This is a genomic window from Amphibacillus cookii, assembly GCF_016908375.1.
In the GTDB taxonomy this organism is placed as follows: Bacteria; Bacillota; Bacilli; order Bacillales; family Amphibacillaceae; genus Amphibacillus_C; species Amphibacillus_C cookii.
This window is the reverse complement of sequence record NZ_JAFBDS010000005.1, coordinates 167,192-181,738: the sequence shown is the minus strand read 5'-3', so window position 1 is coordinate 181,738 and position 14,547 is coordinate 167,192. Positions and strand designations below refer to the sequence as shown.

The window sequence follows — 14,547 nt, the reverse complement described above, 5'->3', positions numbered from 1 at the left end:
ATCATGATATGGAAAAAATCTATTATGGTGCGGCTTTATATCCAGAACTGTGGGATCGTGAAATAACAAAAAAAGATATTAAACATATGAGGCGAATTGGCATGAATTTAGCCCGAATTGGAGAGTTTACCTGGTCTACCTTTGAGCCAAAACAAGATCAGTTTGATTTCACGGTATTAACAGAGACGCTTGATGATTTAGCTGAACATCAAATCGATGTCATCGTTTGTACGCCAACCCCCACCCCGCCGATATGGATGACAGACCAGCATCCTGAACGTTTGCATCAAAACCAAGATGGATCAAAAATGCATCATGGTTCAAGGCAGCACATTTGCACAAATCAGCCTTTTTTTCGTGAACGAGCGGCTATGATGACAGAGCAATTAATCAAAGTTGTAGCGAAGTATGATCATGTCATTGCTGTGCAGTTAGATAATGAGTTCAAATGTCATGTAGGTTCATGTTATTGTCAACATTGTAAGACGCTATGGACAGAATGGTTACGCCAGAAATATACAGATATAAATGTACTAAATCAAGCATGGGGTACTAACATATGGAGTCAAAGGTACTTAGATTTTACTCAAGTTGTTCAACCCTTACCGACACCATTTTTACATAATAGTGCACTATTGCAAAATTATATCACGTTTACTCATGATAAAGTGGCTGAATTTGCGCTAGAGCAAGCAAACATCATTCGCTCACATGTTGATATACCAGTTACGCATAATTCAAGTATGTTTTTTGATTTGGATAATGAAAAACTTGCTAAAGCGCTTGACTTTATTAGTTTTGATACGTATACGCCGGCAGATAAGTATCCTAATTTTATGATTAACCAAGAAAGATGGAAATATATTAAAAACGATACAAGAAAATTCATGCTACTAGAAACGAGTACCTCTTATAATGGTCATATTGAACAATACGGGAAATTACATGATCTTGGCTATGTGGAGGCAGAGAGTTTCGCCACGTATGCTGCGGGCAGTCAAGCCTTCACATATTGGCTGTTTAGAGGACAACGATCTGGATGTGAACAACCTCATGGTTCCGTTGTCAGTGCTTGGGGAGATCCAACCATCGGTTATCAGAACGTGCTTGCTGTGAGTCAGTTAATTAACAGGATAACCCCACATTTACATGAAACTAAAGCAATTGAACCACGTGTGGCGATCACGTATTCAGATCATGCGCGTGCTTTTATAGATGTTGAGCCAGGCGAAAACAATGTTTATAAAGATTTACTGAATGGGTTTTATAAGCACTTTTTAGATTTGAACATTCCACGCAAAGTTGTTCCAGAAGGCCACGATTTAAATAGTTGTGATCTGCTATTCACCCCATATGCTCACCATATTTCAGATCACTTCTTATCACGATTACAAACATTTATCGAGAATGGAGGGGTTTGGATAGCAGGCCCAATGACTGGGGATCGGACAGCAGAACATACTTGGCCTGTTGATGGGGGCTTAGGTCCACTAACAGAACTAGCAGGAATAAAGTCAACGATGCAATTTTCAGTGACGGATACTGGTCATTACGGAGCTGCACTTGGTCTTGAATCAGAGCTTACCGGTTTAAGTAGCTTCTTTGAAGTCGAAGATGATGTTCAAGTATATGGAGAAGTGATTGAAGGCCAGGCAAAAGGTCAAGCCTTTTTTATTGAAAGAACGATTGGTAAGGGTAAGCTTGTTATACTAGGTGCGACGCCTGATGCACCGATGATGAGAGCGATCATTAATCATTATGCGCAAGCTTATAAAATTGATCAATCGGTTGAATTAGCAGATCAAATTATTGCGATCCCCCGACAAACGAAAGATCAGGTTTTGCAGTATTGGATCGTTAATTTTTCAAATCAAGCGCAATCGTTTAACTTACATCACCCTTATAAAAATGTATTGAATGATCGAATCATCGAAGCTGGTGAACATATGTTAGCGCCATTCGATTATCGAATATTAATAAAACAATAAGGGCTGAATAGGAGACCAATCAATGTTGAAAAAAGAACACATTCGTATACGCGATCCATTTTAAAAAAGCTAGCCGATTTGCTATGGTGAGCGAATCGGCTAGCTTTGACAGAAGAACAGGAAAACACTAAAAGTTATTGTCGCCTACTTCGTTCCGAAGAGACGATCACCGGCATCACCAAATCCTGGTGTAATATAGCTCTTTTCATTAAGACCAGGGTCTAATGAACCCGTATAAATAGGGACTTCAGGATGATCTTGGTGAATTTTATCAATCCCTTCTTGTACAGCAATTAAACATAAAAATTTGATATTTTTTGCACCACGTTTTTTAATTGCTGATATCGCTGCAGAGGCAGAACCCCCAGTAGCTAACATAGGATCGACGACGATTAATTCACGTTCCCCAATATCTTCAGGCAGTTTTGCATAATACTCAACAGGATTAAGCGTTTCTGGATCTCGATACAAACCGATATGTCCTACTTTAGCGACAGGAATTAAACTAAGAATACCGTCAACCATGCCCAAACCAGCACGCATAATCGGCACAATTCCAAGTTTCTTGCCACTAAGACGTTTAACGGTTGTAGAGCATACAGGTGTTTCTATTTCAACATCAGCTAAAGGTAAATTTAAAGTGATTTCATAGGCCATTAACTTTGAAATTTCCTCGACCAACTCGCGAAATTCTTTAGGGCCGGTATTTTTATCACGGACAATCCCAAGTTTATGTTGGATCAATGGATGGTTAAATACATGTACTTTTCTCGTCATAGTCGTCTCTCTCCTTCTCTTTACTAATAGTATATGGTACATTAGAAGTCATTAAATAACAAGAGAAAATAAGTGAATAACTTTGAGTATTTTATCACAGATATCGTCCGTAAAATCCCTACCTCAAAATAGAGTGTAGAGCAAATCTATTTAAGTGGGTGATAACGAACGCTCATGTCCGGATTCACTCAACTAACAATTAGTGGATGGGTAAGATCGTAGACTAAAACCGCCACATCATTAAGAAGGATTACAGACTAAGACCGCCACGTCCTGTAGCCCTCCGCCCACTGATTGAAGGTTCGTTTTATATAAATACGGAGGTGGAAAAAGATGGCTGTTTCAATTGAAAGTATACTCAATATGGAAGCTTTCGCTGATGTTCGAATTATTGCTGGGGATGAAGGGATCTCAAGACAAGTGCAAAGTGTCTATGTTATGGAAGTACCTGATATTTTTTCATACATTGATCAAGATGGATTGTTGTTTACGACACTATATCCAATTGCAGACAATGAAAAAGCAATGCAGTCATTTATCGCTGAACTTAGTAAACACCAGCTCGCAGGTGTCGCCATTAAGCTAGGAAGGTATATAACAGAAGTTCCGCATTATATGATTGATCAAGCAAATCAGTTACAGTTTCCTATATTAGTGTTACCACAAGATGCTAACTTATCTACATTAACCAATCACATTCTCACCACATTATTAGGTATGAAAACAAGTATGCTTGAATTTCGAGAGACCATATCACAGCAACTGCATCGTTTACTCTTACAAGGGGCTAGCATGGAAACATTTGTTCAATATGTTTCGCAAATAACGGATGGCTCCATTATGATATTGGATAACAGTTTAAGTTGTAAAGCTTCATCCTTTAACCGCAATGAAAACCCATTATTGATTAATAAAGACCATTTCCAACTTTTGATTGACTCAGCTACTTTAAGTGAAGCAAATCAAGAAGTGTTAATGGTGGGTAACGAATGGTATCATGTTAATCAGTTATTTATTCAAGCGATATCAGCAGGTAGCAAAAGCCTTGGCTATCTAGTGATGATCATTGACACGCCTGATAAAGTATCAAAGCATTTACATGTCATTGTTGAACAAGCCATAATTCTGTTGGCTTTTCTTTTACAGACTGAACAAACTATTATTCAAAAGGAACGTCATTATTTAGATAGCTTTATTCGCGATATTATGAATGGGCGTTATCAATCACAAAGTGAAGTGATAGAAAAAGCTAAAGTTTTTCGTTGGAACTTTAATTTCCCTAACGTTATTTTGCTGTTGAAAACAGATATAGAAGATAGTAGTTCACGCTTATCAGCCTATTATAAAATTTTAGATTCGGATAAAATTGCACAATTGGTTGCTGATATTTTTGATGTACCCATGCAAAATTGTAAAGTTATTTATTACAATGATGAATTATTATGTTTTGTTAGTGTTGCCTTTGAAACACGATTAAAGGAAAGACTTAGAAGATTGGGAGATAGCTTAGTTAAAAGCTTGTCTGGTATATGTCCAATTGCTGTTAGCATCTCCGATACTATTTATCAAATTAGTGGAGTTAAAACGGCCTATGAACATGCATCTCTTGTCCATCATATTCATGGATCAAGTTTAGAATCAAGGTCATTTGTTCAATTTTATGATGAATTGGGTTTGTATAAATTGTTTCACTTAATAAAAGATCAGGATAGATTAAATGAATATATTCAAGATAAGATTGGTAAGGTTATTGAATATGATCAGCAACGAGAGATTAATCTGTTGGAGACACTCAATTATTTGATTAAAAATAAAGGAAACTTACAAAAAACCGCTGATGATATGTATATTCATTACAATTCATTACGCTATCGAGTAAATAAAATAAAGGAACTTGGCTTGGCGTTAGAAGATGGCTTAGCTTTTTCTGAAATTGGTGTAGCTTGTCAATTATATCAATACCTATTAACGCAAAGAAATAATCAAATAGATTATAAAAAGTGGTTATCTAAATAAACCCAAACCCACCACGGTAATCTTGTATCGCTGTTTTTATCACAGATAATCGTCCGTAACCCCCCTCAGAATAGAGCGTAGAGTAAATCGATTGAAGTGGGTGATACGGACGCTCATGTCCTGATTCACTCAACGAACTTACAGTGCGAGGATCGATAGGTCAAAATTAAAAGAAGTAAAATCAAAGTGAATAATGTATTTATGATTGCCCCTCCAAAGGTAGACAGATTAAAAAGTCAAAAATCTGTTTACCTTTGGAGGAGTTTTTTTCCAATGAATTTTATTCTACTACATTTAAATAGACTTGCTATGAAGAAAACCATTTATTTATGAGATTTAATACACAATGAAAATTATAGAAAAGTGACAAAAAAACTATTTTTTTTTATTGATATTAAACAATGTAATAGCCATATGTTGTTGCTATAATCAATTTATCACAGATAACCGTCCGTAAACCCCCTCAGAATAGAGCGTAGAGTAAATCGATTGAAGTGGGTGATAACGGGCGCTCATGTCCTGATTCACTCAACGAACCCTCAGTGGGTGGGTAAGGTCGTAGCCTAAAACCGCCACGTCTTTAAGAAGGATGACAGACTAAGACCGCCACGTCCTGTGGCAACGTCTGCATGACCTACATCCTGTAGTCCTCCACTCACTCACTCACTGATTGAAGGTTCGTTTTATCAACATTAAGGAATGGGCTTTTACATCTTTAACGAAAAGTGATTTCAACTAAGTTAAGCGGGAGGGTGATTCAAGAAATATATGTAACAGTACATGAGGTGGACAAAAGTCAAATACAGAGTGGATGATTAAATGTATATTAATATCCAGCAAATCGATTGGCAATTAAAGCGTGATCTGTCATTAGAGATAATAGGAACAGTAATAGGAGAAGTTCATAGTGTCTTTGATCAAGTTATTAATATCATGCTTACATCAGAAAATCGCTTGATAAGTATAGCGACAGACGGTGTGATTCAAGCGCCTGATATGATGAGAACAGCTGATTATTCAAGTTTTTATCAGTTAAAGCACACCATTAAACCAAGTAAAAATATTGCTTTAATTGGTTATAATCAAATTGCTATTGACTACTTTATAATTGATTTTCACAACACGCCTATATGGGAAGGGACGATAAAGGGGCTACCTTTATCGGAAAATGATTTAGTCTCAAAAGCGAAGAGAGTAGAAAGCTTTCTATTAAAGGAAGGTAAATATGAAGGAATGTTAACAGCTTTTGAGTATGTGATCAATCAAGTGGATAACCAAAGTTATCAAACACAAACCATATATCAGCGTGCGCTATCCGATCGCTTACTTCTGTTTTTACAAGGTTATCAGCCAGATGCACTTAAACATTTTGTCGGTCTAGGGATCGGATTGACGCCTTCAGGCGATGATTTTTTACTAGGGTTATTGACGGTATTACAAGCCTATCATCATCAAATATTTGACCGCATCAAAAATAGAATACTTGAATGGCTCGAATATATTAAAGCAAGTACGACTGTTGTTAGTTACTTTATGCTAAAACACTGTCTTAATGGACATGTTAACGATGCTTTAAGACAAATACTAACTAATGATAGACAGATAGAAAGTCGAGGGTTGAAGCTAATGCTGAAAATGGGTTCAACTTCAGGAACGGATATGTTAGTAGGGGTAATCGTAGGTTACTATCTACTGATTGATAGAAGGATATGAGGAGGAGATTTATATGGCTTCAAGGGTGATGATTGTTAAAAATGCTTATCATGATTCGGTTACTTTAATGTCTTTATCAGGAAAAGTTCTAGGAATAGAAGGTGTTGAAGATGCGGTTGTTTCAATGGCAACGGCCATGAACAAGGAATTGTTAGCAAATATCGGACTAATGACAAGTGACGCAGAGCATGCAAGTGAAAACGATTTAATCATTGCCATAAAGGGAGAATCAGATCAGATAGTGGAACAGGCACTTGATTTTATTAATAAAGCTTTATACAGCAAAAAAGACAATAAAACGCAAGCTGATAGTCAGCCTGTAAAAACATTAAACGCCGCTATTAAAGCGCTTCCAGAAGCAAATATGGCTGTTATTTCGGTACCAGGTGCATATGCGGCCAGAGAAGCACGTCACGCGTTAAATACTGGATTAAATGTGATGATTTTCAGTGATAATGTTTCCATCGAACAAGAAAGAGAACTGAAAGAAATGGGTCGAAATAAAGGGTTGTTTGTCATGGGGCCAGACTGTGGCACAGCCATCATCAATCAAGCTGGTCTATGCTTTGCTAATAAAGTTCAACAAGGGAGCATTGGCCTTGTAGCAGCCTCTGGGACCGGCCTTCAGGAAGTGGCGGTTCAAATTGATCGAATGGGTTATGGTATTACACAAGCAATTGGAACAGGCGGTCGTGATTTATATGAAGACATTGGCGGTATCATGATGATAGAAGGGATAAAGGCTTTAGAACAAGATGATCAAACAAAAGTAATTACACTTATTTCAAAACCCCCTTCAAAAGCCGTTCAAGATAAAATCTTGTCTGAATTAAAATATGTCACTAAACCGGTTGTTGTAAATTTCCTTGATGGAGAACGTGAGGCAGTAGAAAGTATAGGCGCATCGTTTGCGCCAACATTAATTGAAGCGGCACGTCTATCTGTAAAATTAATCGATCCGACAGCTTCCGTGTCAGATCAATTAGATTACTCAGTGATTGAGTGGGCCAAAGAAAAAATTAGTCAACAACATGATCAGCAACGCTATGTCAGAGGTCTATTTTGCGGTGGAACATTAACTTCAGAAGCATTATCAATTATGCGTGGCATGGGTGAATCTGTTAAAAGTAACGTAGCAAAAGTAGGGAAGGAAAAAATAGAAAACATTTTAGTAAGTCAAGGGCATAGTTTACTTGATATGGGTGATGACGATTTCACCAAAGGTAAGCCGCATCCTATGATTGAACCGTCGTTGAGAAATGATCGTATTTTGCAAGAGGCAAAAGATCCAGAAACCGCTGTGCTGTTACTAGATTTTGAGTTAGGGTATGGTTCGCATGAAGATCCGGTTGGTGAATCATTAGAGACCATTAAAGATGCAATAGCAATCGCTCAACAAGCGGATAGAGAAATTAGTGTAATTGCTTATATTTGTGGTACACCCGCAGATAAACAAGATTATCAAGAACAAGAAAAGCGTTTGAGTGAGGCTGGGGTGCTTGTAGCTAACTCTAATGAAATGGCTAGTAGAATTGCTTGTATGATTGCTAAGAAGGAGGTCATTTAAATGAGAGATACCAAGAATTTATTTAATCAACCCTTAAACGTTATTAATATAGGTACAGCGAAATTTAAAGAGGATTTTGATTTGCAAAATATAGCTTCTGTGCATTTAGATTGGCAACCACCTGCTGGAGGTAATATGCAATTAATTGAAGCACTGGATGCTTTTCAAGATCATGAGAAAGTTGAGCAAGCCAATCAAGAAACAATCAAACGCATGAAAGATGCCCATCCATTCTTGGTGGATATTGATCAGGCTCGTGAAGTTATACCAGGGATGCATAGCAAAAAAATTCTTCATTCAGGTCCACCTATTACTTGGGAGAGAATGTGTGGCCCCGCAAAAGGAGCCATTATTGGGGCTGTTTTATATGAAGGTTGGGCAGATAATGAACAGTCAGCAGAGCGCTTAGCCAGTTCTGGTGAACTTGAATTTGCACCTGCTAATGAACATGGTGCTGTTGGACCAATGGCAGGTATTATATCACCTTCAATGCCAGTGCATATTATAGAAAATAGAGAACATGGTAACCGAGCTTATTGTACGGTAAATGAAGGTTTAGGAAAGGTACTTCGCTTTGGTGCAAATGCTAAGGAAGTATTAGATCGCCTAAAATGGATTGAGACCACCTTTGCACCAGCATTAAAAAAAGCATTAGCTTTTACTGATGGGATTGATCTTAAGTCAATTACCTCTCAGGCTTTGCACATGGGCGATGAGTGTCATAATCGGAATAAAGCTTCCACGAGCTTATTTTACCGTGAGATCATCGAGTATTTCTTACAAACGGATTTAGATAAGCATACACTGCGAGAAGTCATTCGATTTATTAAAGATAATGAACACTACTTTTTAAATTTATCGATGCCAGCTTGCAAATCTGCCTTAGATGCAGGACAAGGTATCCCCTATTCAACAGTTGTGACAACAATGGCAAGAAACGGCGTCGATTTTGGTATTCGTGTTAGCGGTCTTAACGAAAACCAGTGGTTTACCGCACCAGCTAATTTTGTAAAAGGCTTGTTTTTCCCCGGTTATAAAGAAGGGGATGCTGCTCCAGATTTGGGGGACAGCACTATAACAGAAACAATGGGGATTGGTGGTTTTGCCATGGGCGGTTCACCAGCTATTGTTCAATTTGTTGGTGGTGAGGTAGAGGACGCTATTGCTTACAGTGAACAAATGTATGAAATTACAACAGGAGAAAATACAAATTATTCTATTCCTACACTCAATTTCAGAGGTGGCGCCTATGGTATTGATATTAGAAAAGTAATTGATACGAATATACTTCCCGTTATTAATACAGGTATGGCTCATAGAGAAGCTGGGGTTGGTCAAGTTGGTGCTGGAATTGTACATCCTCCATTAGCTTGTTTTGAAAAAGCATTGCTAGCTTTTGTGAAAACGTATCGGGGTGATCGTAATGAGTAAAATATTAATTGCACTAGGCGGTAATGCACTGGGTAATCATGCGAAAGAACAACATGAATTGGCGAAATATGCAGCAAAACCCATTGTGGACATGGTTGAACAAGGACACGATGTCATTATCTCTCATGGCAATGGACCACAAGTTGGTGCCATTCACCTAGCGTTTGGAAAGTATGCTGAAGAAAAGGGTCCAGAGACCCGCATGCCTTTTGCTGAATCAGGAGCAATGAGTCAAGGTTACATCGGTTATCATTTGCAAAATGCCTTACGGGAAGAGCTTTCCAATCGAGGCATTCATAAATCGGTTGCTTCAATCGTAAGTCAAGTTATTGTTGATCCTGCTGATCCGGCTTTTGATAATCCCTCAAAGCCCGTTGGTCCTTTTTATTCAAAACAAGAAGCTGAAGCCTTAATGGCTAAATCTGGCGATATTTATATAGAAGATGCTGGGCGGGGTTATCGTAAAGTTATTCCATCTCCTGCTCCCATTGAAGTTGTTGAACAAGATGTTATGAAAGATTTAATTAGATCTGGGCATATTGTTATTGGTGCTGGTGGTGGTGGTATTCCTGTTATTCGAGATAGCGATAATCGTCTTGTAGGTATTGAAGCGGTCATTGATAAAGACCTAGCTAGTGAATGTCTTGCTGAAGGCTTGGATGCTGATTTCTTATTCATCCTTACTGCGGTTGATCAAGTGGCAATTAATTTTGGTCAACCTAATCAAAGAGTATTAGATGCAATCTCTGTAAGTGAAGCGAAAAAATATATTGAAGAAGGACAGTTTCCATCTGGTAGCATGTTACCAAAAGTTCAAGCAGCAATAAAGTTTGTCGAATCGAAAAAAGAAAGGAAAGCTATTATTTCATCATTAGAACGTGCAAAAGAAGCTGTCTTGGGTCAAACGGGTACAGTTATACATCGGTAATTCTTTACATTAAAGCATACTTTTTATATCATCCCCTAAATAAATAAGGTTTGTTTTTACTATTTATATAAAAATTAACGGGTATCAACCAATTTGACTTCTTTTTTGAAAAAACTAGATTTAAATTAGTGGTATTGTGCTAAGAAACAGACTATTGTTTTGGCTAGTGTTAACAATGATTTAGACTTGAGCTCGTGATAAGCTATAAATAATAATGAAGAGGAAACTATAAGTAATCGCTTTCTTAAATGGTGATTTACTTAGTACTTAACACTACTAAATGAAGGAGGAAAAAGCAGATGATGGATATTCAAGTTTATAAAATTCCGATGGGATCCCCTGATGATATCTCACAGCTTAAAAAGTATGTTGTTGAAAAAAAGATTAATCCAAAAGAAATTATCGCCATATTAGCAAAAACAGAGGGTAATGGTTGTGTTAATGATTTTACTAGAGGATTTTCCACCACTGTCTTTAAAAAATACTTGGCTGATCAATTAAAACTGTCAGAAGAAGAAATTGCTGACAAGGTAGCTTTTGTTATGTCAGGTGGGACAGAAGGTGTAATGTCTCCCCACGCGATGATTTTCACTAAAAAAGAAATAGATTTAAGTCATCAAGAGCAGATCGATAAAGCGCTAGCCGTTAATGTAGGATTTACAAGAGCATTTCTACCTGAGGAGATTGGAACGACGGTTATGGTAGAAGAAGTCCATCAAACAGTTAATCAGCTCATTCTTGATTCTGGAATTGAAAATAAAGAGGATGTCCACTTTGTCCAAATTAAATGCCCATTATTAACGTCAGAACGAATCCAGGAAGCCAAGTTGCGGGGAAAAGAGGTTGTTGTTGAGGACACATACAAGTCAATGGGATATTCTCGGGGTGCTTCAGCTCTTGGTGTAGCTGTTGCCTTAGGAGAGGTTGACAAAGCAGATGTAAGTAGTGACTCTATATTGTCAGATTTTTCACTGTTTTCCGGGGTAGCGTCGACATCGGCAGGTGTTGAACTGATGAACTGTGAGATTATAGTGATGGGGAATTCAACGGCTTCCATAAGCCCATATAAGATTGGTCATAGTGTTATGAATGATGCCATTGATATAGACAATGTCCTTCTAGCGATTAAAAATAGTGGCGTAGAAATTAATGGTTTACCATCTGAAATGGAAAAGGATCGCATTGTAAATGTGTTAGCGAAAGCAGAAGCAGATCCAAGTGGTCTTGTTAGAAATAGACGAAATACAATGCTAACTGATTCTGATATTAATCATACGCGTCAGGCTCGTTCTGTTGTAAATGGTGTGATTGCAAGTGTTGTAGGAGATCCAATGGTGTACGTATCGGGAGGGGCTGAGCACCAAGGACCGGCAGGTGGTGGTCCAATCGCAGTTATTGCAAAGCGCTAAAAATTAAAAGATCAGGAGGGTAAGGGCATCTCTCTTGATTTTTTAAACTCTAACCGTTCTAAAAATGTTAAAAGAAATGTTAAATCTATAAAGTGGAGTGATAAATATGGATCTATTTATTCATTTAATTCCCGTTATTTTAATATTAATCTTATTGTTTATTAAGAAACATATGCTTGTTGCTGGAATTATAGGTGGTGCAACAGCAATGGTTATTGGCGGAATAAGTATTGCCCAAGCTTCAGACATATTTTTAGATGGAATTGCAAATATGTTAAGTATTACTATACCTATTCTATATGCTTCAGCAGCAGTAATGGTTTCAAGAGCTGGAAGTATTCAAGCTTTAATAGAGTTAGCAAGAAGAACATTGAAAGGTAAAATTAGCATATTAGCTGGAATTATTGTGTTAATCCAAGGGTTAGCTACGTATATGGCTGGTATGGGTGCAGGCAATACAATGGTAACAGCGCCATTAATGGCTGCGGCTATTGGAGCGGTACCTGAGGTAATTGCAGCAATGGCTATTATATCAGCAATTGGGTTTACAACATCACCTGCCTCAACGGAAACAGCGTTAACGGCTGAGAGTGCTACCCGTGAAGTAACGGCACATGCCTCGTCAATGTTTCCTTTTGTTATTGTATTTTACTTACTTGCAATAGGGTTAGCCATTTATGGTGTCCATAAACGAGGGGCATTTAGTAATAAAGAGGCTAATCAGAATAATATTAACGACACATCAAATATGAAGCTAATCCAATATGCTTTGCCTGCTATCGCCCTATTAATCATGGTTGTATTTGGTGGAAATATCAATAGTTTACTAGGTGTTACTTTAATTACACCTGCTACTACTATTATATTTACGGCGTTGTTAACAGTTGTCTTAACACCGCTCACTGCTAATGAAACCAGTGAAGCGCTAATAGATGGATCTAAATTTATACTAACGACGCTGTTCTCTGTTGGTATATTCTTAGGCTTTATCAATATGATTGCTGAATTAGGATTGTTTGAACAAGTTGCTGCGTTAGCTAGTCAAGTTCCAACACCGCTTGTATTGCCAGTTGCGATGATATTGGCATTTTTAATAGCAATTCCTTCTGGTGCTTTTGCCGCAGGTGTATTAACATTAATACTACCAACCCTTGCTGTATTGGGTCTTCCTTCTGAAGCAATGGGATTTGTCGCTATTGCGACAGGACTAGGTACTCAAGTTAGTCCCGTTCAAATTAATGTTGCCGCTTTAGCTAAAGGATTTAACCTTGAAATCATTGACGTGATAAAATCCCAAGCTAAGTACGTCGTTGGCATGTTAGGTCTTGTTATTATAATAGCCGTCATTTTTGTCTGATTATTCTAAAAATTCATAACTTACGTTAGGTGATGATCACGTGAAGGGACAACCAGAATTAGATATAATCTATGGAATGAAAGATAAACCTTCGATAAAAAAGAGCATACCGCTAGCTTTCCAACACATATTAGCTATGTTTGCAGCAAATGCTACGCTACCTTTACTTATGGCCGCTTTGCTAGAATTATCAGCTCAAGAAACAACAGTATTAATTCAATCAGCTTTATTCATTTCGGGCGTAACCACGATTATTCAAGTCGTTCGTATAAAAAGCGTGGGCTCAGGTCTTCCAATTGTGATGGGGACAAGCAATGCTTTTATATCGACAAGCTTAGCCATTGCAGCTGATTTTGGAATTGGTGCCGTTTTTGGAGCGGCTTTTATCGGCGGAATGCTTGAATTTATCATTGGTAAAAACCTTAAGTTATTACACAAGCTCTTTCCACCTCTTATAGGGGCTATTGTTGTCCTAACAATTGGTATAACACTAATTCCAGTTGGAATCGAGCAAGCGGCAGGGAGCGTCGATACAGGTAGTATTAAGAATCTTTCGATAGCGAGTATGGTGTTAACAGCTATTATCTTCTTTCACCAGAGTAAATATAAATTTTTGAAATCTTCTTCGATATTATTTGGGATTGTGATTGGTTATCTTATTTCGTTTTTGTGGGGGCTTGTTGATCTTTCAGAAGTAGCCAATAGTAATTGGGTGTCATTTCCACAGCCACTTCAATATCGTTGGTCTTTTGAGCCGGTTGCTATTATATCCATGGTGCTTATGTATTTGGCTACTTCAATAGAAACCTTAGGTGATGTGGCAGCTCTAACCAAAGGGGCTGAAGGGCGTGAACCAACTGATAAAGAGATGAGTGGAGCAATTATGGCGGATGGTTTATCGAGTAGCATTGCTGCATTGTTTAATGCATTTCCAAACACCTCTTACACACAAAATGTTGGTGTGGTCAATATAACAGGCGTATTCAGCAAACATATAGTGAAAGTAGGGGGGGATGCTCCTTATTTTACTTGCTTTAGTCCCGAAGTTCTCCACAATCGTATCAGTTATGCCCGAACCGGTGTTAGGTGGTGCGGCTATTGCCATGTTTTCAATGGTCGCCGTCTCAGGTTTAAATCTTATGCAACAAATAAAAATGAATAGTCGGAATATGTTAATTATAGCTGTATCATTAGGCGTAGGGGTGGGCTTAAGTCTTGTACCGGAAGCGACTCAACAACTACCCTTTAATGTTCAAATAGTGTTGACATCAGGAGTTGTTCCCGCTGCATTATTAAGTATTATATTGAACTTATTGTTGCCAGACAAATAGATGTACGCTTATTCTAATTGTCTTTAATGG

Annotated in this window: 11 protein-coding genes; 10 read left to right on the top strand and 1 reads right to left on the bottom strand. The window is 37.9% G+C overall.

Annotated elements, in window-relative coordinates:
- The first annotated feature begins 8 nt into the window (after positions 1-8).
- Positions 9-1,988: a beta-galactosidase gene (locus JOE23_RS08885; protein WP_204437748.1), complete on the top strand. Its 1,980-nt coding sequence runs from the start codon at positions 9-11 to the stop codon at positions 1,986-1,988.
- Positions 1,989-2,132: 144 nt separating this feature from the next.
- Here the strand turns inward: JOE23_RS08885 and upp are convergent, their stop codons facing one another.
- On the bottom strand, positions 2,133-2,765 hold the full coding sequence (gene upp, locus JOE23_RS08880) for a uracil phosphoribosyltransferase (protein WP_204437746.1): 633 nt from the start codon (positions 2,763-2,765) through the stop codon (positions 2,133-2,135).
- 333 nt (positions 2,766-3,098) lie between these two features.
- On the opposite strand from upp, the gene JOE23_RS08875 reads away from it, so the two are divergent.
- From JOE23_RS08875 to JOE23_RS18080, 9 genes are all read left to right on the top strand, one after another.
- A complete protein-coding gene (locus JOE23_RS08875; protein WP_204437744.1) occupies positions 3,099-4,781 on the top strand; it encodes a PucR family transcriptional regulator in 1,683 nt (560 codons plus the stop codon).
- A gap of 819 nt (positions 4,782-5,600) precedes the next feature.
- Positions 5,601-6,494 carry an oxamate carbamoyltransferase subunit AllH family protein gene (locus JOE23_RS08870; protein ID WP_204437743.1) on the top strand — a complete coding sequence of 298 codons (894 nt, stop codon included), beginning with the start codon at positions 5,601-5,603 and terminating at the stop codon, positions 6,492-6,494.
- Between the two features lie 13 nt (positions 6,495-6,507).
- A complete protein-coding gene (fdrA, locus tag JOE23_RS08865) occupies positions 6,508-8,061 on the top strand; it encodes an acyl-CoA synthetase FdrA (RefSeq protein WP_204437742.1) in 1,554 nt (517 codons plus the stop codon).
- The gene (locus JOE23_RS08860; RefSeq protein WP_204437741.1) at positions 8,062-9,492 is read left to right on the top strand and encodes a YlbE family protein; all 1,431 of its coding nucleotides are present in this window, start codon (positions 8,062-8,064) and stop codon (positions 9,490-9,492) included.
- Positions 9,485-10,420: a carbamate kinase gene (gene arcC, locus JOE23_RS08855; protein ID WP_204437740.1), complete on the top strand. Its 936-nt coding sequence runs from the start codon at positions 9,485-9,487 to the stop codon at positions 10,418-10,420. The genes JOE23_RS08860 and arcC overlap by 8 nt, the downstream gene beginning before the upstream one ends.
- 299 nt (positions 10,421-10,719) lie before the next feature.
- Positions 10,720-11,829, top strand: a complete 1,110-nt coding sequence (atzD, locus tag JOE23_RS08850) for a cyanuric acid amidohydrolase (RefSeq protein ID WP_204437733.1) — start codon at positions 10,720-10,722, stop codon at positions 11,827-11,829.
- Positions 11,830-11,935: 106 nt separating this feature from the next.
- A complete protein-coding gene (locus JOE23_RS08845) occupies positions 11,936-13,186 on the top strand; it encodes a citrate transporter (RefSeq protein ID WP_204437732.1) in 1,251 nt (416 codons plus the stop codon).
- Positions 13,187-13,226: 40 nt separating this feature from the next.
- Positions 13,227-14,348, top strand: coding sequence for a solute carrier family 23 protein (locus JOE23_RS08840; protein ID WP_204437731.1), 1,122 nt, complete (start codon positions 13,227-13,229; stop codon positions 14,346-14,348).
- Positions 14,254-14,517 (top strand): solute carrier family 23 protein, encoded by a 264-nt coding sequence (locus JOE23_RS18080; RefSeq protein ID WP_275581466.1) that lies wholly within the window; start codon positions 14,254-14,256, stop codon positions 14,515-14,517. The genes JOE23_RS08840 and JOE23_RS18080 overlap by 95 nt, the downstream gene beginning before the upstream one ends.
- The last annotated feature ends 30 nt before the right edge of the window (positions 14,518-14,547 follow it).